This window comes from Vibrio sp. 10N.286.55.E10 (assembly GCF_002872555.1).
Taxonomy (GTDB): Bacteria; Pseudomonadota; Gammaproteobacteria; order Enterobacterales; family Vibrionaceae; genus Vibrio; species Vibrio crassostreae.
Map to the genome: position 1 here is coordinate 114216 of NZ_MCSD01000001.1, position 22927 is coordinate 137142.

At 46.3% G+C, this 22927-nt stretch carries 16 protein-coding genes and 1 pseudogene; 9 read left to right on the top strand and 8 right to left on the bottom strand.

The genetic code is table 11. From position 1 onward, the window contains the following. Positions 1 to 56: 56 nt before the first annotated feature. Positions 57 to 497, bottom strand: a complete 441-nt coding sequence (locus BCV39_RS00460) for a heme-binding protein (RefSeq protein WP_008220964.1) — start codon at positions 495 to 497, stop codon at positions 57 to 59. Positions 498 to 598: 101 nt separating this feature from the next. Continuing rightward, on the bottom strand, positions 599 to 2224 hold the full coding sequence (aceB, locus tag BCV39_RS00465) for a malate synthase A (RefSeq protein ID WP_102433250.1): 1626 nt from the start codon (positions 2222 to 2224) through the stop codon (positions 599 to 601). 313 nt (positions 2225 to 2537) lie between these two features. On the opposite strand from aceB, the gene gcl reads away from it, so the two are divergent. The 6 genes and pseudogenes from gcl to BCV39_RS00495 all read left to right on the top strand — a co-directional run bounded on the left by gcl (position 2538) and on the right by BCV39_RS00495 (position 10171). Then, positions 2538 to 4310: a glyoxylate carboligase gene (gene gcl, locus BCV39_RS00470; protein ID WP_081229031.1), complete on the top strand. Its 1773-nt coding sequence runs from the start codon at positions 2538 to 2540 to the stop codon at positions 4308 to 4310. A 116-nt stretch (positions 4311 to 4426) separates the two neighbouring features. Further along, entirely contained in the window at positions 4427 to 5203 is a 777-nt protein-coding gene (gene hyi, locus BCV39_RS00475) for a hydroxypyruvate isomerase (RefSeq protein WP_102431571.1), read from the top strand. A gap of 37 nt (positions 5204 to 5240) precedes the next feature. Beyond that, complete coding sequence (locus BCV39_RS00480; protein ID WP_102431570.1) at positions 5241 to 6137, top strand: 2-hydroxy-3-oxopropionate reductase; 897 nt, start codon at positions 5241 to 5243, stop codon at positions 6135 to 6137. A gap of 260 nt (positions 6138 to 6397) precedes the next feature. Next, the gene (locus BCV39_RS00485) at positions 6398 to 7708 is read left to right on the top strand and encodes a glycerate kinase (RefSeq protein ID WP_102431569.1); all 1311 of its coding nucleotides are present in this window, start codon (positions 6398 to 6400) and stop codon (positions 7706 to 7708) included. A gap of 163 nt (positions 7709 to 7871) precedes the next feature. Beyond that, complete coding sequence (locus BCV39_RS00490) at positions 7872 to 8480, top strand: TetR/AcrR family transcriptional regulator (RefSeq protein ID WP_102431568.1); 609 nt, start codon at positions 7872 to 7874, stop codon at positions 8478 to 8480. 259 nt (positions 8481 to 8739) lie between these two features. Further along, a pseudogene (locus BCV39_RS00495) lies at positions 8740 to 10171 on the top strand (amidohydrolase). A 95-nt stretch (positions 10172 to 10266) separates the two neighbouring features. On the opposite strand, the gene BCV39_RS00500 reads toward BCV39_RS00495, so the two are convergent. From BCV39_RS00500 to uraH, 6 genes are all read right to left on the bottom strand, one after another. Continuing rightward, positions 10267 to 12663, bottom strand: coding sequence for a hypothetical protein (locus BCV39_RS00500; protein WP_102431567.1), 2397 nt, complete (start codon positions 12661 to 12663; stop codon positions 10267 to 10269). Between the two features lie 164 nt (positions 12664 to 12827). Further along, positions 12828 to 14066, bottom strand: coding sequence for an alpha-xenorhabdolysin family binary toxin subunit A (locus BCV39_RS00505; protein WP_102431566.1), 1239 nt, complete (start codon positions 14064 to 14066; stop codon positions 12828 to 12830). 689 nt (positions 14067 to 14755) lie between these two features. Next, positions 14756 to 16120 carry an 8-oxoguanine deaminase gene (locus BCV39_RS00510; RefSeq protein WP_102431647.1) on the bottom strand — a complete coding sequence of 455 codons (1365 nt, stop codon included), beginning with the start codon at positions 16118 to 16120 and terminating at the stop codon, positions 14756 to 14758. A gap of 159 nt (positions 16121 to 16279) precedes the next feature. After that, positions 16280 to 17731 carry a nucleobase:cation symporter-2 family protein gene (locus BCV39_RS00515; RefSeq protein ID WP_102431648.1) on the bottom strand — a complete coding sequence of 484 codons (1452 nt, stop codon included), beginning with the start codon at positions 17729 to 17731 and terminating at the stop codon, positions 16280 to 16282. A gap of 218 nt (positions 17732 to 17949) precedes the next feature. Then, positions 17950 to 19293 (bottom strand): NCS2 family permease, encoded by a 1344-nt coding sequence (locus BCV39_RS00520; protein WP_048611821.1) that lies wholly within the window; start codon positions 19291 to 19293, stop codon positions 17950 to 17952. Between the two features lie 272 nt (positions 19294 to 19565). Further along, the gene (gene uraH / locus BCV39_RS00525; protein WP_102351831.1) at positions 19566 to 19919 is read right to left on the bottom strand and encodes a hydroxyisourate hydrolase; all 354 of its coding nucleotides are present in this window, start codon (positions 19917 to 19919) and stop codon (positions 19566 to 19568) included. A gap of 411 nt (positions 19920 to 20330) precedes the next feature. Between uraH and puuE the strand changes: the two genes are divergently transcribed. The 3 genes from puuE to alc all read left to right on the top strand — a co-directional run bounded on the left by puuE (position 20331) and on the right by alc (position 22916). After that, positions 20331 to 21275, top strand: a complete 945-nt coding sequence (gene puuE, locus BCV39_RS00530; RefSeq protein WP_102431649.1) for an allantoinase PuuE — start codon at positions 20331 to 20333, stop codon at positions 21273 to 21275. A gap of 16 nt (positions 21276 to 21291) precedes the next feature. Then, a complete protein-coding gene (gene uraD, locus BCV39_RS00535; protein ID WP_017067791.1) occupies positions 21292 to 21807 on the top strand; it encodes a 2-oxo-4-hydroxy-4-carboxy-5-ureidoimidazoline decarboxylase in 516 nt (171 codons plus the stop codon). A gap of 122 nt (positions 21808 to 21929) precedes the next feature. Beyond that, positions 21930 to 22916, top strand: coding sequence for an allantoicase (gene alc, locus BCV39_RS00540; protein ID WP_102431650.1), 987 nt, complete (start codon positions 21930 to 21932; stop codon positions 22914 to 22916). Positions 22917 to 22927 lie beyond the last annotated feature (11 nt).

A 22927-nucleotide genomic window follows, 5' to 3' on the forward strand; every position in this document is an offset into this window, starting at 1 on the left:
CGAAGCCTAATAGCTTCGGCTTTTTGTTCCTGTTTAAGAAATTCAAGTACAGTGAATTAAGCTTGTAGCATCTCGTCACTGAACAGCTCTGCGCAACCAATACCATTAATGGCGCAGCTCTCGTCGATGTCTGAAATGTCACCGCTGACCCCAATCGCGCCCAGTACCGTTTTATCCTTATCTCGAATCAGTAGGCCCCCTGGCACTGGCACCATGTTTCCGTGTGCGAGTACGTTTACGGCGGAGATAAATGCAGGCCTGTTGTCAGCATCTTGGGCGAGCTTTCTAGAGGAACAGCCCAGTGCGAGTGCCCCCCACGCTTTAGCAATCGCGATGTCTGGTCGCATCATGCTAGAGCCGTCTTGACGTTGCAAAGAAATCAGCTTGCCACCGCTGTCTAAGACGGCGACCGTCAAAGGCTCAGTGTGGATCTTGTTTCCTGCTTTTAAGGTGCCATCAATGATGGTTAACGCTTGTTGTAGAGTCAAACTTCCCATGTTATCTCCTAGTTTTTCAAGGGGCCGTGTACCAAGCTAAGTCAGCCAATCATTACTCTTGTTGTGGATATCATCGACTGATTCAGTTCGGTACAAGAGTCCTAACTGGACTCTTGTAATAGCCCATAGCTGGGTAAAGTTAGGAAGGCGGCGAACTCTTCGGCTGTAGAAAGTTGATAGAAAAGATCGGCTGTCTCTTCAAATCGACCTGCTGTATAACGCGAGTCTCCGACTTCATGTTTTATCGTGTCTAGCTCTTGGTAAAGCCAAGAGTGGAATAGTGATTTGGTAAAGGTTTGGCCATCATCGAGTGTTACCCCGTGGTGGATCCACTGCCAGATATTGGCTCTTGAGATCTCAGCGGTTGCGGCATCTTCCATAAGGCCGTAGATAGGTACACAGCCGTAGCCTTGGATCCAAGCTTCGATGTAATACAGCGCGATGCGGATATTCTTACGAACGCCCGCTTCATCGCGGCTACCTTCACAAGGTTTCAGCAATAAGTCTGCATTGATTACATGCTCTGGGCTTTGGAAATCCATTTGGTTTACTTTACCATCGAGGTGCTTATCGAATATCGACATTGCCAAATCAACCAGCGCAGGGTGCGCGACCCATGTGCCATCGTGGCCGTTTTGAGACTCTCTTTGTTTATCTTCGATTACCTTGGCAGTCACACGCGCCATTTCTTGCGGATCTTTTGCTGGAATAAAGGCTGACATACCACCCATCGCCAGTGCGCCGCGAGCATGACAAGTGCGTACCAACAGTTGGCTGTAAGCGTTAAGGAATTCTTGATCCATGCCGATCCCATGACGATCTGGCAGGATGCGGTCTTTATGGTTCTTCAGCGTTTTGATATAGCTGAAGATGTAATCCCAACGGCCACAGTTCATCGCAACGATGTGATCACGCATTGCGTACAAGATCTCTTCCATTTGGAATACGGCTGGTAGCGTTTCGATCAATACTGTCGCACGAATGGTGCCTTTGGGTACATGGAAATAGTTTTCGGTGAAGCTGAAAATATCGTCCCACCATTGTGCTTCTTCCATGCTTTCTAGCTTTGGAATGTAGTAGTAAACGCCTAAGCCTTGTTGTGCACGTGATTGATAGTTGTGGAAAAAGTACAAGGCGAAGTCCATCAAGCAACCGCCGATAGGCTGATTGTTGAATTGGATGGATTGCTCAGGAAGGTGGATCCCTCGTGGGCGTGCGATCAGCAGTGCAGGATCGTCGTTTAATTGGTAACGCTTCTGCTTCTTCTCATCGAAATAACTAATGGTGCCAAGGTTGGCATCTCTTAGGTTGATTTGCCCTTCGACCATGTTGGCCCAAGTAGGAGAAGACGCATCTTCAAAGCAGCACATGAAGACTTTCGCGCCTGAGTTTAGCGCGTTGATCACCATCTTTCTTTCGATAGGCCCGGTGATCTCTACTCGGCGATCCAGCAATTCTGGCGGCGGCGTTGCCACTTTCCACTCTTTATTCTGGCGAATGGAAATGGTGTCTTTTCTGAAATTGGGTAGCTCTCCCTCGTCATATTGAGCTTGTTTTATGTCGCGGTCACTTAGCAGGGCATGACGGCGATCTCCAAACTTATTGACGAGAGCTTCTAAGAATTTTAATGCATCTTTAGACAAGATCTCTTTGTACTCGGGGTTGTCCATATTCCCGAGTACCTGCATACATTGTACTTCTTCTCTCTCTTTTACGTCATTCATCATTGTTGTCTCCTTTGAACAATACGATGCCACTTTGTATACAAAATACTCTTTTTAAGGATATTTATATTGCATAAATTGTAAACAAGCAAAGGGTATTTAATATTTATTTATCATTTGGTCTTTTTAGAATTTATTTTTACGTAAAGATATTTTATGTAAAGTAATGAATTGTAAGCTTTTCAGGGTTGATGCTTACTCAAAGTGGCAGTGTGATGTAATAAAATTGTTTCATTTTGGGGTTGATAAATAGCGAGGATGGTTCATAGTACACAAAAGTTAGTTTAATTGTATACAATCTGAACTGGAGGTTCGAATGGCAATTATGAAAGCGATTGAAGCAGCGGTAGAAGTGCTTAAACGTGAAGGAGTAGACATCGCATTTGGTGTTCCCGGCGCAGCAATAAACCCTATGTATGCGGCTATGAAAAAGCTCGGAGGAATCGATCACGTCTTAGCTCGCCACGTAGAGGGTGCATCCCATATGGCTGAAGGGTACACACGTACCAGTCAAGGAAATATAGGTGTGTGTATTGGTACCTCTGGTCCAGCGGGAACGGACATGATCACGGGGCTTTATTCTGCGTCTGCAGATTCGATTCCAATTCTCTGCATCACAGGCCAAGCGCCACGTGCTCGTCTTCATAAAGAGGATTTCCAAGCGGTCGACATTGAATCTATCGCTAAGCCAGTGACTAAGTGGGCAACCACGGTGCTGGAACCTGCACAAGTGCCACGCGCATTTCAAAAAGCCTTTCATTTAATGCGTTCGGGTCGCCCGGGTCCAATCCTGATTGATCTACCGATTGATGTTCAGCTGGCTGAGATTGAGTTTGATATCGATACCTATGAGCCGCTTGAACCTTATAAGCCACAAGCAACACGTGCGCAGGTTGAGAAAGCATTAACCATGATGTCTCAATCGGAAAAACCGCTGATTGTGTCCGGTGGTGGTGTGATTAACGCTGGCGCATCTGAGCTGCTGCAGCAGTTTGCTGAAATCACAGGCGTACCAGTGATTCCAACCTTGATGGGCTGGGGCTCTATCCCAGATGATCATGACTTAATGGCGGGCATGGTAGGGCTACAAACTTCCCACCGTTACGGTAACGAAACCATGCTTAACTCTGACTTTGTGTTTGGCGTTGGTAACCGCTGGGCTAACCGTCATACAGGCTCTGTCGATGTTTATACCGAAGGGCGCAAGTTCGTACATGTCGATATTGAACCGACCCAAATCGGCCGCGTGTTTTGTCCTGACTTAGGCATTGTCTCTGATGCGAAGGCAGCACTAGAGTTAATGGTTGAAGTGGCGCAAGAGTGGCGTGATGCTGGCAAGCTGCCAAACCGAAATGCTTGGGCAAGTGAGTGTCAGGAACGCAAGTCGACCATGCTGCGTAAAACCAATTTTGATGAAGCACCAATGAAACCGATGCGTGTTTATGAAGAGATGAACAAGGCATTTGGTCGTGACACTTGTTATGTGAGCACCATTGGTTTGTCGCAAATCGCTGCCGCTCAGTTCCTGCATGTTTATAAGCCGCGTAACTGGATCAACTGTGGTCAAGCTGGCCCGCTAGGTTGGACAACACCAGCAGCATTGGGTGTCCGAGCGGCTGATCCAAATCGCGATATCGTCGCTATCTCTGGTGATTATGATTTCCAATTCATGATCGAAGAACTGGCGGTAGGTGCTCAGTTCAACCTGCCATACATCCATGTACTGGTGAACAACTCTTACCTAGGTTTGATTCGCCAAGCGCAGCGCCAATTTGATATCGATTATTGTGTACAACTGGCGTTTGATAACCAGAACGCACCAGAGCTTGAAGGCTACGGGGTAGACCATGTCGCAGTTGTTGAAGGCCTAGGTTGTAAGGCGATTCGAGTTCGTGAACCAGAGCAAATTGCCGCTGCGTTTGAGCAAGCCAAAGAGCTGATGAACAAGCATAAGGTCCCGGTTGTTGTTGAGCTGATTCTTGAGCGAGTAACCAACATTGCGATGGGCGTTGAGATCAATGCCATCAATGAATTTGAACCGCTTGCCGAAAGCCGCGGCGATGCTCCAACGGCGCTGGCGTACAAGTAATCATTAAGTAATGTGTATCCGTAGAGCTGAGGTTTAGCCCTACGGAAAGCCTCCGATAGAGCGAGGCTTTACTACAAACAACCAGATTTTTACAGATAAAGAATAAGGACAGAGTCATGGCAAAATTTGCTGCAAACTTGTCGATGTTATTCACGGAAGTCGATTTTATGGATCGCTTTGAAGCCGCCGCAGAAGCGGGCTTTCAAGGTGTCGAATACCTTTTCCCTTACGCCTTTGATGCCGATGAGATTAAACAAGAGCTCGACGCTAATAACCTAGAGCAAGTGCTATTTAACCTGCCCGCGGGTGATTGGGATGCTGGCGACCGTGGTATCGCGGTCGACCCTGCACGCGTTGAAGAGTTTCAAGCGGGTGTACCTAAAGCCATCGCTTACGCAAAAGCACTGGGTTGTACTCAAGTGAATTGCTTGGCCGGGATTGTTCCGCAAGGCGTCACTCAACAAGACGCTCAATCAGCGTTTGTGATTAACCTGCATTACGCGGCGAACGCGCTAGCAGCAGAAGGTATCAGTCTAGTGATAGAAGCGATCAATACCCGTGATATTCCGGGCTTCTTCTTGAACACGACTGAGCAAGCCAAAGCGATCATCAAAGAGGTAGGGAGCGATAACCTTTCTATCCAATACGATATTTATCACATGCAAATTATGGAAGGCGATTTAACGCCGACCATGCAGCAGAACATTGGCCAAATCGCACACGTGCAGCTGGCTGATAATCCAGGTCGACACGAACCGGGTACCGGAGAAATCAACTACCCATTCGTAATTAACTACCTTGATGAGCTTGGCTATCAGGGCTGGGTTGGCTGCGAATACAAACCTAAAACGACAACGACAGAAGGCCTTGGTTGGCTGCACCAGTACCGTTAATTGCGTCTGGTAACCCTCAAACGTTAAGGAGAACAACATGTCTAAAATTGCATTTATCGGAACTGGCATCATGGGTAAACCTATGGCGAGTAACCTTCAAAAAGCGGGTCATGAATTGATTCTGTCGGATCACTTTAATGCAGCACCTGCCGATCTTGTGGCAGCGGGCGCAACGGTCTACCACTCACCAGCAGAAGCGTCAGAGGCGGCGGATGTCATTATCCTAATGGTGCCTAATACGCCTCAAGTGGAAGATGTCCTGTTTGGTGAGAACGGTGTCGAGCAAGGCCTAATGGCGAGTGGCGCAGCTGGAAAATTGGTTATCGATATGAGTTCAATCTCGCCAATCGCGACCAAAGCGATTGCCGCACGAATCAACGAAGGTGGCGCGTCATACCTAGATGCTCCGGTATCAGGTGGCGAAGTCGGCGCTATTAATGCAGCGCTGACTATCATGGTTGGTGGTGAGCAAGACGCCTTTGATAAAGCACGTCCGCTATTTGAAACCATGGGTAAAAACATCACGCTGGTGGGTGATAACGGTGCTGGCCAAACGTGTAAGGTTGCCAACCAGATCATCGTTGCTCTAAATATTGAAGCGGTATCCGAAGCCTTAGTATTTGCCTCAAAAGCCGGTGCTGATCCAGCACGTGTACGTCAGGCACTATTGGGCGGCTTTGCCAACTCTAAGATCCTGGAAGTGCACGGCGAGCGTATGGTTGAAGGCACATTCGACCCTGGCTTTAGAATCTCACTACACCAGAAAGACCTTAACCTTGCGCTAACGGGCGCACAAGAGCTAGGGGTTGCACTGCCAAATACGGCTAATGCTCAAGAGTTGTTTGGCGAGTGTGCCGAAATGGGCGGTGAAGGCTGGGACCACTCTGCACTTATCCAAGCAATAGAGAAGCGTTCTGACCACTCGATTCGTTAACCTCGTTTTAATGATGAATACGGGCTGGCATCGCATGTAATGTCGAATAGTGAATCTACTTTACTCCTCGACAGCACATCGATGAGCTAGCCCACCAGTTTCAAACAGTTTGTTTATAAATCGCGTAGTTTCGTCTCCTTTTATACGCGTTCCTGATATGAGGCAGAGGTTGAAGTTGTTCCTTTCCAACTTGATCTTAGCAGGCACCCTTTAGCCTTGTATCGGGGTTCTTTTTTTCTCCGTCAACTAAGGAGTGGCTGATGGACATTGATGCTAAGCAGTTTCTGCAAACCCTTTTCTCAAGTGCTGTTAATCAGGCGCTACCTAAAAATCACATCGAACCTTTTCTTCCTCAAGACATTTTTTATCGCTCTGCTAACCAAGCTGGGCGAACTGTGGTGATAGGAGCAGGAAAAGCAGCCGCATCAATGGCAGCTGAGCTTGAAGCGGTTTGGCAGGCAAAGAAACAACAAGACCTTGCGTTGCGTGACCTTGAAGGCCTGGTGGTGACTCGTTATGAGCACACCGCCCCTTGCGAACATATTGAGGTGATTGAAGCGGCGCACCCAGTTCCGGATGCGATGGGCTTAGAAGTAAGCCAACGTATGCTGCAATTGGTGAGTGACTTGAGCGCTGACGATACGGTTATTTGCCTATTGTCTGGCGGCGGCTCTGCTTTGTTAAGTCTGCCCGGTGGTGACATCAGCTTTGCAGAGAAGCAACAAATCAATAAAGCACTGCTTAAATCTGGCGCGGCTATTGATGAGATGAACTGTGTGCGTAAGCATTTATCGTCAATCAAAGGTGGGCGACTAGCAAAGGCCGCTTACCCAGCAAGAGTCGTCTCTTTGGCGATTTCAGATGTGCCGGGCGATGACATCAGTGTGATTGCATCGGGCCCCACCGTACCAGACACCACCACGCGTTTTGATGCGATGGCAATTTTAGAACGTTATCAAATAGAAACACCACCTTCGGCATTTGAATGGTTGAACAACCCAGAATCAGAAACCGTGAAACCAGATGACGCGTGTTGGAAAAACGCCGAGCACCATATTATCGCCACACCAATGTCGGCATTGGAATCCGCTGCTGCAGAAGCTGAAGGCTTGGGCATTCCGGCTTATGTGTTGAGTGATTGCATAGAGGGGGAAGCGCGAGATGTCGCGAAGGTTCACGCTGCGCTGGCTAAGCAAGTGGCCAATCATAAGCATCCATTTGAGGCGCCTTGCGTGATACTTTCTGGTGGCGAAACCACAGTAACCGTTAAAGGCAATGGTCGCGGTGGGCGTAACTGTGAGTTCTTGTTGAGCCTATATAACGAGCTCAAAGGCCAAGACAATATATTTGCATTGGCTGCCGATACCGACGGGATTGATGGTGTGGAAGACAATGCGGGCGCGTGGATTACACCTCAAACATGGCAACAAGGTTCGAGCCTGTCGCTTAAAGCGCAAGACTACCTCGATGCCAACAACAGTTACGATTTCTTCAAGCAAGTCGATGTGCTTCTTACCACGGGCCCGACGTTGACTAACGTGAATGACTTCAGAGCGATATTGATTCTTTAATTTGGACAGTTCAAACGCAGGGTATGGAATGGTCGCTTCTTAACAAATAGAGCGACCATTTTATTGTTATCAATGCTGTGACCTTGAGTTCTGTAATTATCTTCTGGACTAATGAAGCACGTTGATTACTATGATTTCAGTAACGAGCTGTAAAGGATGCAATATGTCTAGGATCAGACAAAAGAATCAAGATTTAATCATCGAAGTCGCGTGTGAACAATTCGCCACTCATGGTTATGCCGCAACAAAAATGGCCGATATCGCAAAAGCGGCCGACATTCCCAAACCTAACGTATTCTATTATTTCAGCTCTAAAGATAAGCTCTACAACGCTGTGCTTGAAACCGTCACTCAGCCCTTACTAGAAGCGTCTCGTCCGATTGAAGAACTCAGCGATCCTGTTGAAGCCTTGTCTCAGTATATTCAAACCAAGCTGATCATTTCTCGCGACCATCCACACGCCTCTAAAGTGTTTGCCAATGAAGTGATGTCTGGCGCGAAAGTGTTACCAAAAGAGATCGGTGACGAGCTGTATAAACAATCCCAGATGATCCTCGATAAGTTCTCAACTTGGTCGGCGCAAGGTCTAATGGACGATGTCCCCGCACACCACTTGATGTTTACCATTTGGGCAGCCACCCAAACCTACGCCGATTTTGGCTGGCAGATTTGCAGCGTAATGCAGAAAGGCCAGCTCGATGATAAAGACTATGAAGATGCCGCTGAGTTCATTACCCAACTCGTGATTAAAGGGTGTGGTGTGAAAAGCTAACGGTATTTGAAGGTTTATTTAGGTCTGCGATTGCGGGCCTTTTTTGTTTGTGCATTTGAGTGAGCATATGTGCAAAGCTACTTTTGTGACCTGTTGTGCAATAACTTATTTATCTTGAATTTGGCTCGATTAGGTATGCCATTTTATTTAAAGTTAGCGTTATAGTATCGGCAAAAATTCAATTCCGTCATTTTTATCAAAGCTAGAAGCTAATATTAGACTTCTATATTTATTACACGCACAACATTAAGGTTTAGCAATGACGCTTAAAAGCTTGGCATGCACCATCAGCGCAGTTCTACTGGCAGGCTGTGGTTCGACAGTCGCGACGCAAACATACAACGCCGATCTGATCATAACCAATGGACAGGTTCTAACAATCAACTCTGAAATGGATGTGATTGAAGATGGTGTGGTAGTGGTAAAAGACGACCAGATTATCGCGGTGGGCAATGAGGATTTGATTGCTCAGTACCGTGCTGAAAAGGTGATTGATGCTCAAGATGGGATTGTTATGCCGGGCATGGTGAACGCGCACAACCATTTACCTATGATTGCGTTTCGTGGCTTAGGCGAAGAGGGCATTTCGAACCGCTTGTTCGCTTACTTCTTTCCTCTAGAAGCAGAAAAGCTAAGCCGTGAACTGATTTACAACGCGACTAAGCTTGGCTCTATCGAATTGGCACAAAGCGGTGTAACTACTTATGCCGACATGTATTACCACATGGACGAAATGGCCAAGGCGACCAAAGAAGTTGGTTTGCGTGCTGTGCTGGGCGAAACCGTGATTAAGTTCCCGGTGGTTGATAGAACCTTATGGCGGGATTGAGTATGCTAAAGGTTTTATTGAGCAGTACAAAAACGATGAGTTAATCACACCCGCTTATGCGCCACACGCGGTGTACACCGTGAGCAAAGATAAACTGCAAGAAATCAATAAACTGTCGGCTCAATACGATGTGCCTGTGTTGATTCACGTTGCTGAATTCCCGAATGAAGAAAAGCGTATCAAAGACGAAACTAAGGCAACGTCGCCAGTCGAATACATGGATGAAATTGGAGTACTGGACGAGCGCGTAGTGATTGCTCACGGTATCCACCTTTCAGAGAATGACCAAAAGCTATTGAAACAAGCTGATGCGGGTATCTCATACAATCCAATGGCCAATGCTAAAGGGGCGACAGGCATTGCACCTGCGTGGGATATGTACCGTGCTGATATGCGAATCGGCTTGGGAACAGACGGCCCAATGAGCTCTAACCAAGTCGATATCATGCGTACTCTAAGCTACGCAGCCAACATGCAACGTTTAAAGCATTCTGACCGTACCATCATTATTCCTGAACAAGTGATTGAGATGGCGACATTAGGTGGCGCAAAAGCCCTACACATGGAAGACCAAATCGGTTCTCTTGAAGCGGGTAAGAAAGCGGATATCGTGATTGTAGAGACACAATCGGCGAACATGATGCCAAGTTACGACCCATACGCGACCCTGGTTTATCAAGCGAACCCAAGCAACATCGACACCACCATTGTTAACGGCCAAATCGTAATGGAAAACCGAGTGATGCAGACGGTTCAACTGGATGAAATCCGCCAAAGCGTTGATGAGTTTGAAGCTGATATTAAAGCCTTTGCCAAAGAACTTTCTAAGAAAGCGATTAAGTCGAAGAGCTTGATGGATTAGACTCCAAACGCTAAGTAGTTAATCGAATAAAACCAAAAAGGCCGACAAGATGTCGGCCTTTTTATGGCTATTAGATAGCTTGGTTATTTCTCACTTCAGTTAGAACAACTGTTGCCATTCGGGATACCACTGCCTAAGAACTCAACCCTAATTTGTTCGACATCTTTTAGGTATTGGTTGTTGGCTTGGTCTGCCTCATCGTAGTTGTTGAGGGTGACATTCCATGTCGAGAATGGAGTTGGTTGGAAGTACGCATACTCGAACCTATTCGCCACTGCGCCATCGGTGATGATGCTAACGTCATTGGTGGTTGGATCATCTAAGCGGTAGTAAAACGCCCGTGCGACCGGATTAGAACTGAATTGGTAATCCTGATCTTGATAGCGGTCGGCATAGTTACCTGAACTCGATATTCCAAGGTTGAACTGCTTGCCATAAGGTAAGTTTTCCCCTTCTAAGAACACACGTACTGTAGAGAGTCTAACTCGGTCGAATGAACATAGTTGTGCCTGCCCTAATGGAATTGTGAAGTTCAACTCGCCAGTGGTTGCGAAGCTATCGAGTTGCTCTGGGCTAGAGATGGTGTAGTTGTCGATAGTGAAGTCTTGTGGTGCTGGCTGGAATGAAGAGAGTGCATTCACATACTCATTTTCTATGGACGCGAGGTCAAACTGGTAGTCCAAGTAACTTTTATTCAGCGAAGGTGTGATCTCACTTGGTTTCAACGCCCAGTATTCGTATGCCTGAACATAGTTAGATAAAGCCACATACATTGGTCGTTTGAAGTGCATTAGCACTCGCGACAGCTCACGCTCGATGGAGTCGAAACCTTCGCTGTCTACCTGATAACTCTCAATGGCGTCACTCAATCTTTGCTGTTGATTAGCGGTGACGTTCTTGGTCAATAATAGGTCGACGAGTTTGGCTTGCTCTTGTGCAAAGTTAAGCTGAGTGGTGTTAATTGCTTTGCCTAATAGCACCTGTTTTTCAAGTTCGACTAGGTATTGTCTCGCGCCTTTAATTCCCAAGCTATCAGCAAGTCTTAAGTTACTGCGGATCTCGGTGATCATCAGATCCCAGGCCAGATTACTCTCATTCAAAGTCGGAATATTAAAGTCAAAGCCATCCATCGCTTCGGAGATTTTATGAAGTTTGATGGTCGATTTCACATCGGCGGTGAGCTGCGCGATGCCCGAAATAGTCTTGGTAACGCTATCAATGATCCCCGTGACTGTCTTGATATTGGTGACTAAGTTTTTCGCTTTATCCAGTGCTTCTGGCGTTTTAGCCAATTGCTCGGTGAGGTCGTTCACACCAGATAGATTTCCTGTGAACACACCGCTGACGGCACTGCCAATCTCTGCGATGGCTTTGAAGATAGCCAATGCTGCATTGAGCTCTTGCTGAGTTTTCCAGTTTTCTACACCGACTAAGTAAGTGGTTCTTGCACTCAGTGTCACAAGTTCTTGAGCTTTGTATTGGCTGTCGATTTCGGTCAGGCTGTCGCCTATTTTGTCTATGTTAGATTGGGTTTGAGTGATGATCGAGTCTTGTGCTCTGAGAACGTCTTCAATGTTATCGAGTGCTAACTTCGCAGCTTCAATCTTGTCTTCGATCACCGTACTTCTGTCTTGAATGATATCCCACTGTGCTTGATACGCGATCATTGCATTCAGGTACGCTTCGTATTTGCCTTGGTAGAGCACCTTGTCGAGATAAGGCACATAGTTACTCTCTTTAGTGCTGAAACTAATGAACTGTTTAAAGGCAACGGTTTGTAGGTACAGGTCTGAAAGGATAGGGTCATCTTCCACCACAGAGCCGGCGTGACGTAAACTCTGCTCAATCCAGTTAATCAGTTCGAGGCTAAGCTCTAGGTTGGTGTCGAATAAGCTGGCAGCCATATCAAAAGAGCGGTTAACAATGTCGGTAAAAGGTGTGGTCGCCAGTTTCATTTGCCCTGTAATGTTCGAGTCGATGGTGGTTCTGCGGTAGTGTTCACCTGCTAGTACCACAGAGGTTCCATCGCCGTCTTCTGCAGAAAGGGCATCTCGTGTGATGCTGCCATCGTTTTGGAAGGCGAGGACATTAATCGGAGTTTCGATCTCTCCTGCTATTACAGTTACTGATGCCGCCGCGCCTTGTTGCCCGAGAACGAAAGTTGGGGCTCCTTGACCGACAATTTTACGGGCAAAAATGAGAATGTTTTGGTTATTCACTACCAAGTTGAAGTTTTCTGGAACCTCAATAGTATCGGCAAAAACGACGATCTTTGAGGGTTTAGTCACGTAGAGGTTCTGCTCCGCAATCCAGTCACTGAGGTTGATGTGGAGATCAGATGTAGAGCGAGAGAGAACATCGACATCGGAATAAGCAGATTGAACCCAAGTAGGGTATTCGGTGGAATTAGGCAAGTTATTAAGCTCTAGCCAGTCACTAGCAAAAGCTTGTGGAGATAATGAAAGAGAAATAATAATCGGTAGAATTCTCATATTAATGTCCTGTCGAAATGAGTATTAGCCAAATTTTGGGTAGCAGAAACCAACACCTTATTTTTCATAAGGCGTGGGGTTCTGTTGTTATTTTTTTATTGGTCTTGCTGGTTTAACTTATAGCGAGGCGTCGCTTTACCGAGCTATTTATCGATGGGTATGGACTACTCCATTTCTTGAATATAAGCATTATTTGCAAATGCCTTGGCTTTCTCGCTGATGTTATTCCAGTTCATTTCTGCAACCGATGTATTGGCTAATGCACCGATAGCACCAAGCATTGCGTCGTCTTTCATGATATCGGCATTGTTTTGAGCTTCATCCAATGCTGCGAGCAGTGATGTGAAGTCGGTATTCATTTTCTGCCAATTTAACTTCAGCTTATTAATATGTGGGATAGCATCTTCAATTTGCTGAGATATAAGATCAATGCTTTCTGAAGAGCGATGGTAAGAGTTATATACCTTTTGTGTGTAAGACAATTGTTCTTCTAAATCTTTAACTTCATTTTGCAGTTCATTGCGAAGCTTACGTGCTTTCTCTGCTTTATCTCCGTAGACGCCCATGATTGGCACGGCGACCAAAGGGAACCATGCGTAGGTAACGGCGGTAGAAGCAACCGTGACGTAGTGAGTGTAGTCTTTGTTGAGTTGCGCGATTCGGGCATTGATGTCGTTTACTTGCTGTTGAAGTGCACTGCCATCATCCGTTAGATAGCCGTTATGTGTGCCTTCTAACACTTCAAGCTGTAGCTTTTGCGTGTCTAGCTGCGCAGAGAAGTCCAACAAGTTATCACCCACATCGGACACCTCTTGCTGGTATCTCAATGAAAAGTTTTGCAGGCTTTTCAGGTAAGCAATCGCCATTTTTTGATTACGTTCAACGGCTTCGATATCTTCTGGCAACGGTGAGAATGCCTTTGCCAACATCTCATTGAGGGCGTCGCTCAAAGGGTTAAGCATGTAATCTTTAATTTGCGCGTAGTTAGCCAGGCTTAGTGATAGGTTAACGATGCTTGGGTACAGGTCCTTTTTCCAGTAGAACGCGGTGTCATGGATATTTGAGTACTGCTGAACTAAGGCTTGGAAGTTAGAGAAAGGGATGTCGTTAGGAATGCTAAAAGCCGACTTCATGCTGGTTTCTGTGACAGGCAGTGCCAGTGCTCCCTCAACATAAGCTTGGATTTGGTACCACTCTTGTTGTTTGAGGATGAAATTGTCGGTTTCTAGATCGATAAAGACGCCATTTTCACCGATGATCGTATCGTAGGTGATTTGAGGTATGTTCTGTTCGGCTGACGCTTGATTAACTTGAATTGGCGCTGCTTGAGAAGTGAAAGCAAAAGATGAAAGCAGTCCAATCGAGATCGAAGATAATACGAGTGTTCGTGTGATTTTTTTCATGTTTGAATCCCTGTTAGATTTGTTATTAGCTTTTTCAGAGACAATAAATTCCCCTACCATAAAAATGGTATTTATATATTTATGCGGGTTTATTGAATTCTTTATATTGTTATTATTGTAATTATGCTGTGGGTTTTAAATACACTCTCCATTAATGTGATTTTTGTTTTTATAAGATTTGGTCAATCTATAGCAAATTTATAATTAAAAGTTCTATCTAGATCACATATTGGGATTCATATTGTTTGATTGTTGATCTATTGAATTTGGTGATATTTAAATCATTCGTTTCCATTCTTTCTTCAGGCTATATCTAGAAAGGCGTCGGCGATTTTTATTCTATTCACCAATGAGTTAAATGATAAAAATGTAATTATAATAATTGTTGTGATTATTACTAAATCTGTTGATTGAATTGATATTTATATAAATAGAACAAGCGTTTTAAATTTGACCTGTGCCAAATAGCTAAGAGGTTTAATATTTAGATTTAATTAAATTAGCTAGATTTAAATTAGCAATAATTAAATTAGTGATGTTAATTGTAGGGTGAGGTTTGGTTGGATATTTAAGGGAAGAACAACCAATAGGACGGCGTATCTAATAGTCAGGAGTGAATTAGTATTAGCAGTATTAAGGAAGCTTGCCTATCATAGTGATATATACACTATGATGGGCAAGCATTGGCGTTAGTTATTATTCATTGCCAGTTTACCGAGTTTCATCGCAGCGGCGTGGTGACGGTGCATTAGTTGCTCCATGTCTACGCCGATCACCGAACCATCGTTAACTCGCCATTTTCCGGCAACCATTACTTTGTCCGCTTGTTGAGCGCCGCAGAGTAGTAGTGCTGCAAGTGGATCGTGGCTGCCAGAGAAACGAATATCATCGAGCTTGAACATCGCGAGGTCGGCTTGTTTGCCGACTTCGAGTGTACCGATATCCGTTCTACCCATTGCGCGTGCCGAGCCTGACGTTGCCCAGCGCAGTGCATCAAAATGTGAAACATTGGCGGAACCGTATTGCAGGCGTTGCAGGTACATCGCCATGCGCACTTCGGCGATCATATTGGAGCCGTCATTCGAGGCAGAACCGTCCACACCCAGTCCGACTTTTACGCCTGCTGCTTCAAGATCGTTGTTCTTACAAATACCGGAAGCCAACATCATGTTGGACGTCGGGCAGTGACTGATACCAATGCCTGCTTTACCCAATCGCTTGATCTCTTCTGGATTGAAGTGAATGCCATGAGCGAGCCAAGTGCGTTCGTTGAGCCAGCCGACATCTTCTAGGTAGTCGACAGGGCGCAAGCCAAACTTCTCTATACAGAAGTCTTCCTCATCGAGCGTTTCACATAAGTGCGTGTGCATCATTACGTTCTCACGCTCACTGATCTTGGCGGTCTCCCTCATCAGGTCGGTAGTGACCGAGAATGGCGAACAAGGCGCGAGTGCGATTTGGATCATCGCCCCTTCATCACGCTGGTGGTAATCGCGAATCAAGCGTTGGCTGTCATCAATAATGGTCTGTTCTGTTTGAATGGTGTGTCGTGGAGGCAGTCCACCTTCATCTTCCCCTAGGCTCATGGAACCACGCGTGAATATCGCCCTTACACCCAGCTTCTCTGCCGCCTCGACTTGTAAATCGATGGCGTGCTCTAGCCCGTTAGGTAGCAAGTAATGATGATCGGATGCGGTGGTACAGCCCGACATCATCAGCTCAACCAGCGCCAGCTCTGTGGCTAGGCTCATCATCTCAGAGTCGAGGTTGGCCCAAACCGGGTAGAGGCTTTGTAGCCAATGGAAGAGCTCTTTATTCAGTGCGCCGGGGTAAGCACGCGTTAGGGTTTGATAGAAGTGGTGGTGCGCATTGATAAGCCCTGGAGTCACAACATGACGAGAGGCGTCGACGCTGTAATCTACAGGTAAGGTCGGCTCTTGGTGTTTGCCAACCAGCTCAATGATTTTGTTACCTTTAATAACAATGCCGCCTTCTGCATCAGCGAGTGAGCCAGTGTAGATTGCGAGAGGATTCTTAATCCAGATGGTTTCCATTCATAGTAGTCCTTAGCCATCTCAGCCTTTTCAGGGAAGAGGGTCTTTATTGGTATTTGCTGTTGATAGATAAATTCGAATCAGGGGCGTTAAAACGTTCAATGTTCTAATCATTCCCTGATTCTGTGAAAATCGGTTTTACGTTAGTCAGTGAACCAGTTAGTTCGCTTTGGGTTCAGGGTTTTCTGATGTCGCTTGAACGTCTGCTTCAGTGCTTTGTTGGTGACTCTCAAATTTTTCGTCTGATTGGGCTTCTTCTTCCGCCTGCTCTTTCATCTCTAGTTCAACTTGTGCTTGGCTTTCTGCTAGCGCTTCTTGCTCTTCTGCACGTGAAGATTTTGGCAGAATAAGGTTTAGCAGTACCGTCATAATAGTACCGGTAGTAATGCCTGAGTGAAGAAAGTTCGCTAGATCATGCGGTAAGTGTTGCAGCAACCTAGGTTCGAAAGTTACGGCCAAGCCAGACGCCAAACCTACACAAATTACCAAGGCATTTCGCTTGGTGTCTGCAGCTTTGATCAACATGCGGATACCCGCGTAAGCAATCATCCCGAACATCACAAAGCCCACCCCACCTAAAACGGGTTTAGGGATCGTGACGGCAATTGCGGCTAATTTGGGGAATAAACCACCTAAAATCAACAAACCGCCCGTTGCAGCCACAACATAGCGACTGGCTACACCTGTGATTCCCACGATACCGACGTTTTGACTGAAAGAGGCTAATGGCATTGCCGTTAAAATCGAAGACAAGGTACTACCAAGGCCATCGCCCAACAGTCCACGTTTTAAATCTTTACCGCTGACTTGGGTTTGGCAGTTATTGCCTAGCGCCATGAAGTCGCCCGTTGCTTCGGCGATGACCACGATGTACACCAAGCTCATGCTGATGATGGCACTGGCAGAAAAGGTAAAGCCATATTTGAAGGGTTCAGGGCCACCAACCCAAGCGGCAGAGCTGATCTGTTCAAGGTCGACCATGCCAAGCGACAGCGCCACAATGTAACCGCCCGCTAGACCAATCACGATAGCCGAAGCAGCAACTGCGCCTTTACAGTAAACCGATACGCCAACCACAATCCCTAAAGAGATCAGTGCTAGAAACAGCTTTGGTAGCGTGGCGAATTGTTCTGTGTTGGCTGGTGAGTCTCCCACCCAGTTCATGGCAACCGGTAAAATGGTTAAACCGATTAAGGTAACCACTACACCACTTACCACGGTCGGGAACAGTTTTCGAACCTTGTCCATATAGAAGCTGGCACCAATTACTACAAACGAACCGATCAGCGCTGAGCCCATGATAGCGGCGACGCCACCTTCGTTACCGATTGAAATGGCGACGCCCAAAAAGGCAAAGCTCGAGCCCATCACAACGGGCAGTCGAATACCAACAGGGCCAAAACCAAGACATTGCGCGACGGTCACAATACCTGAAGCCAATAGCGCAGCATTGATCAGCGAGACGATCTCGGTATTAGGTAAGCCAATAGAAGCGCCGACAATAAGGGGAACAGCGACGATGCCACCGATGGAGGCGAGCATGTGCTGTAATGCAAGTAGAAAGGTTAAGCTGTGAGGTGGTCTTTCATTTAGGGTGTACAGAAGTTTCATTTGATATTCCTTTGCCTGCGTTTCCGTTTGCAGGCGATTGGCGGTCAAATAATGACTTCTACAAACTGCGTAGGGTCATAAAAAAGGTGCACTAACCGAGCGGATTGCTTGTGCGATCTGTTGGTTAGCACAATTAGCTTTTTCTTAAAAATGTTGTTGTAACCAGTGTCTTGATAGCTCGGCCTGCGAAAAAGCCAAGCGATAGTTACGTTGGGTAGTTAACCGATGAACACCAGCTTGGCGATGAAGATAGCTGCTAGGAAGTACATCGAAATTGAGACGTCTTTTGTTTTACCTGTCGCCAGCTTAAGCACGGTGTAGGTAATGAAACCCAGTGCGATACCATTCGCGATAGAGAAGGTCAGAGGCATCATCAGTGCGGTAATCGCAGCAGGAGCACCGTTGGTAAAGTCTTTCCAGTCGACGTGCTGCATGCTGCTCATCATCACGAATGCCACGTAAATAAGAGCACCAGACGTTGCGTAAGCGGGGATCATACCTGCTAATGGCGATAGGAAAATCGCTGCTAAGAACAACACACCAACCACAATTGCTGAAAGACCAGTTCGTGCGCCTGCTGCAACGCCCGCTGCACTCTCTACATAACTGGTGACAGGCGGACAACCCACACACGCACCTGCCACACTTGAGATACTGTCAGCTTTCAGTGCTTTGCTCAGACCTTCAATCTTACCCGTTTCAGGATTCGTCAGGTTTGCGCGCTCTGCCACGCCCATCAAAGTACCTGCGGTATCGAACATGTTTACAAAAAGGAAAGCCAAGATAACGCTGATCATTGAAACATCGAGCGCACCCATAATGTCCATTTTTAGGAATGTAGGAGCTAAACTTGGTGGTGCTGCGAAGAAGCCGTTGTAATGCACTAAGCCAAGCATCATGCCGACAAGCGTGACACTCAAAATACCGATCAGTACCGCGCCAAATACTTTACGCTCACTTAGAACCGCAATAATCAAGAATGCGATAGCAGCGAGCAGAGCTTCAGGTTTAGTGAAGTCACCAAGTGATACCAAAGTAGCTGGGTTTTCGACGACAATGCCTGCTGTTTTTAAGCCAATCAGGCCTAAGAACAAACCAACACCCGCAGTCATAGAGTAACGCAGACTCACCGGGATACTTTCAATGATCCATTGGCGGACTTTGTAGAAACTCATCCCGACGAACAAGATACCTGAGATAAACACCGCACCCAGTGCCACTTCCCAGCTATAGCCCATTTCGCTTACTACCGTGAACGAGAAGAAGGCGTTCAAGCCCATGCCCGGCGCAAGGCCGACAGGCCAATTAGCAAATAATCCCATTAACAAACAACCGATAGCTGCACCAATACAGGTTGCGACGAATACCGCGCCGGAATCCATACCTGAAGCGGCCATGATTTGTGGGTTAACGAAGATGATGTAAGCCATGGTTGCGAAGGTGGTGACACCGCCGACCAACTCATTTTTTACGCTACTTCCGTGGGCCTTAATTTTAAAAAACTTTTCTAAAATTCCGTTGTTCGCATCTTGGTTGAGTATTTCTGTTTTACTCTCACTCATGTCAGCAAGTCCTTTTATGTTGTGATCCATTTATTGAATACAGCGAGATTTCAATATTAAGTTTTAAGGTTTTCCCTAGCCGCTATTTCTTTAGCTATCTGTCGTTTAGTCATCAACTTCTAACTAATAACGTTATTAGTATCTTTTATATGAGCGTGCTTAATGAACGCGCATCAGTATTGATGCTCGTATGAATCTGTTCATTGTTTACTTGTGAGCTCATTTAAAATAAACGAGCCCTTTCGGTTAACGCTTTAGGTTAACGCTTTCGGTTAACTGCCCCGATAGGTTGAGAAACTGTAAGGCGAGACGAGAAGAGGAACGTGATAATGCGCTTCTGGATCATCTAAGCCGAAACGAATAACCACATCGTCTAGGAAAGGTACGCCATCCAATTCCACACCTTTGCTTTTGTAATAATCCGCAACGTAGAACACCAATTGATATTTCCCCGGTCGGAAATCATTCCCAGCCAGAATCGGCGCATCGGTTCGGCCATCGGAGTTCGTGATTACCGTCGCCAGCTTTTCTGTTGAGCCGTCATTGACCTTATAAAGCTCTACCTTGATCTCTGCACCCGGTAAGCCGTGAGTCGTGTCTAATACGTGTGTTGTTAATCTTCCCATAGTCCTTTAATAGCGCTTTTGGCGCTCCTCTGTTCCGTGGTTTATCTGTCTGTTTCGACCTTGCAAAGAATGCAACTGGTCACTTTGTTATCACTAACTATGTACGAACTGTACACAATTAGTAAAGCTAATTGTTGTAAAAATGTTAACTATTGTGTCGTTTTTTCTGACTTTATAGATCTTGATTATCGTTTTTTGGTGAGTTTTGGTTTTATTAAGTTGTTGTTTTTAATTAGTAATAGTGCGTAAATTTAACTTGAATAACAAAATCTTTACATTGAGATAAATAATTGTATACAATAAATGTACAGGGGTAAGGTTGCTCTGTTTATCGAGAATCCATTTGGTTGAATCATTTGGTGACTTACTTAAAGAGCGGCTAAGCCAACCACTTATGTTAGGAGTACTTGGATGAATAAGGATTATTCAAGAAATTTGATCGGTTACGGAGCTAACCCTCCAAACCCTCAATGGCCAGGTAATGCGCGCGTCGCGGTTTCTTTTGTATTGAACTATGAAGAGGGCGGTGAGCGTTGTTTGTTACATGGAGACGACGAGTCTGAAGCTTTTCTTTCAGAGATCCCGTCAGCACAGCCGATCAAAGGCGAACGTCACATGAGCATGGAATCCATCTATGAATATGGTAGCCGTGCGGGTGTATGGCGTGTTCTTCGCTTGTTCGATGAATATGAAATTCCATTAACCGTCTTTGCGGTCGCAATGGCGATTGAGCGTCACCCAGACGTTGCCAAAGCCATGGTCGAAGCGGGTCACGAAATCTGTAGTCACGGTTATCGTTGGATCGACTATCAATACATTGATGAGTCAGAAGAGCGAGACCACATGACTAAAGCGATTGAGATCATCCAACAAGTGACGGGTCAGCGCCCACAAGGTTGGTATACAGGTCGAACGGGGCCAAATACGCGTCGTTTAGTCGCAGAAGAGGGCGGTTTTCTTTATGACTCTGATGCCTATGACGATGACCTGCCTTATTGGCACACCGAAATCGGTCATCCTCAGCTAGTGATTCCTTACACGCTTGATGTGAACGATATGCGTTTTTCAACCGCGCAAGGCTTTAACTCGGGTGAGCAGTTCTTCCAATATCTGAAAGACACGTTTGACACCCTTTATATGGAAGGCGAAACCGCACCGAAAATGATGTCGGTTGGGCTGCATTGTCGCCTGATTGGTCGCCCTGGTCGTATTGCTGCATTAAGACGCTTCTTAGATTATGTAAAACAGCACGACAGTGTGTGGTTATGTCGTCGAATCGATATCGCCAACCACTGGCATCAACATCATCCATATCAACCAAATAACGCTAATCATCAACAGCAAAAGCAGCAGTGAAGCAAGGAGGCTTAACGTGACTGAATTTCGATCATGCCAACCAACAACCATGGACCGCGATACCTTTGTCGCTCATTTTGCTGATGTTTACGAGCACAGCCCGTGGGTTGCCGAAGTGGTGTATGACCAAGGTTTGAATGCCGAAGACGATCATATCGAGAATCTTCATCTGAAAATGGCATCGACTTTGTTAAGTGCAGACCAAGGCAAACAGTTGGCTTTGATCAACGCTCACCCGGATTTAGCCGGTCGAGCTGCAGTAAACGGCGAACTCACCGAGTCGTCGACCAAAGAACAAGCGGGGGCGGGCATTGACCAGTGCAACGCCGAAGAATTTGAAAAATTCACTTCTTACAACAACAGCTACAAAAGTCGCTTCAATTTCCCTTTTATCATGGCGGTGAAGGGAGCCAATCGTTACCAAATTCTTGAGTCGTTCGAGATGCGATTAGGAAATGATAGTGAAACTGAGTTTGCTACGGCGATTCAAGAGATCAACAAGATCGCGATGTTTCGTCTCTGGGATATGTAAGTTAACGGAGTTAACAGCTATCTCAGCCCAGTCTTAGTGCGCTAGAGCACGCTTTATAAGCGAATAAGCCACTAAGTTCTCATTTTATTATTACTTGATTAATTGGATAGGATTACACGGACATGACCCATAAATTTGAACAGTACATAAACCTTGCAGACGAAAAACTCGGCGCAGAAGCTACCTTCGCAACAGACGATTTTTTCGCCGATAAAAGCCGCTTGCTCAGCCACGCAGCGCCAGAGTGGAAAGACGACTTATACGACGATAACGGCAAGTGGATGGACGGTTGGGAAAGCAGACGTAAACGTGGTGAAGGTTACGACTACTGTGTCGTTCGCCTTGGCCTAGCTGGCACTATTGCTGGCGTTGATATTGATACCTCATTCTTCACAGGTAACTTCCCACCTTCGGCATCAATTGACGCGTGTTATTCACCACAAGGTGAGCCAACAGACGCAACAGAGTGGCAAGAAATTCTGCCTTCAATGGCACTACACGGTGATCATCATCATCTTGAAGCGATTGAAAGTGACCAAGTATTTACGCACCTACGTTTGAATATCTATCCAGACGGCGGTGTTGCACGTTTACGTGTTTATGGCCGACCAAGTGTGGATTGGGACGCAATTGATTCTCAGCAACAAGTCGACCTAGCATCGGTTGAACACGGTGGCCGAGCACTCGCATGTAGTGACGAACACTACGGAAACAAAGCCAACATCTTAGGTCCTGGCCGCGGTGAAAACATGGGTGACGGTTGGGAAACAGCGCGTCGTCGTACGCCGGGTAATGACTGGGTTATCGTGGCACTAGGCCACCCAGGTAACATCGAACGTATCGTAGTGGATACGGCCCACTTCAAAGGTAACTATCCTGATAGCTGCTCGATTCAAGCCGCTTACGTGAAAGGTGGTACCGACGACCAAGTAGAAACACAAAGCCTATTCTGGCGTGAATTGTTGCCTGATCAAAAGCTGCAAGCGCACGAGATTCACGAATTCATTTCTGAGGTTAACGACCTTGGTGCGATTACCCACGTACGTGCAAACATATTCCCAGATGGTGGTATCAGCCGTTTGCGTCTGTTTGGTACGAAGGCGAAATAGGTAAGGAAATC

Coding starts and splice junctions, on each gene's coding strand:
- BCV39_RS00460 (WP_008220964.1), bottom strand. CDS start 497: ATGGGAAGTTTGACTCTACAACAAGCGTTAACCATCATTGATGGCACC.
- aceB (WP_102433250.1), bottom strand. CDS start 2,224: ATGATGAATGACGTAAAAGAGAGAGAAGAAGTACAATGTATGCAGGTA.
- gcl (WP_081229031.1), top strand. CDS start 2,538: ATGGCAATTATGAAAGCGATTGAAGCAGCGGTAGAAGTGCTTAAACGT.
- hyi (WP_102431571.1), top strand. CDS start 4,427: ATGGCAAAATTTGCTGCAAACTTGTCGATGTTATTCACGGAAGTCGAT.
- BCV39_RS00480 (WP_102431570.1), top strand. CDS start 5,241: ATGTCTAAAATTGCATTTATCGGAACTGGCATCATGGGTAAACCTATG.
- BCV39_RS00485 (WP_102431569.1), top strand. CDS start 6,398: ATGGACATTGATGCTAAGCAGTTTCTGCAAACCCTTTTCTCAAGTGCT.
- BCV39_RS00490 (WP_102431568.1), top strand. CDS start 7,872: ATGTCTAGGATCAGACAAAAGAATCAAGATTTAATCATCGAAGTCGCG.
- BCV39_RS00500 (WP_102431567.1), bottom strand. CDS start 12,663: ATGAGAATTCTACCGATTATTATTTCTCTTTCATTATCTCCACAAGCT.
- BCV39_RS00505 (WP_102431566.1), bottom strand. CDS start 14,066: ATGAAAAAAATCACACGAACACTCGTATTATCTTCGATCTCGATTGGA.
- BCV39_RS00510 (WP_102431647.1), bottom strand. CDS start 16,120: ATGGAAACCATCTGGATTAAGAATCCTCTCGCAATCTACACTGGCTCA.
- BCV39_RS00515 (WP_102431648.1), bottom strand. CDS start 17,731: ATGAAACTTCTGTACACCCTAAATGAAAGACCACCTCACAGCTTAACC.
- BCV39_RS00520 (WP_048611821.1), bottom strand. CDS start 19,293: ATGAGTGAGAGTAAAACAGAAATACTCAACCAAGATGCGAACAACGGA.
- uraH (WP_102351831.1), bottom strand. CDS start 19,919: ATGGGAAGATTAACAACACACGTATTAGACACGACTCACGGCTTACCG.
- puuE (WP_102431649.1), top strand. CDS start 20,331: ATGAATAAGGATTATTCAAGAAATTTGATCGGTTACGGAGCTAACCCT.
- alc (WP_102431650.1), top strand. CDS start 21,930: ATGACCCATAAATTTGAACAGTACATAAACCTTGCAGACGAAAAACTC.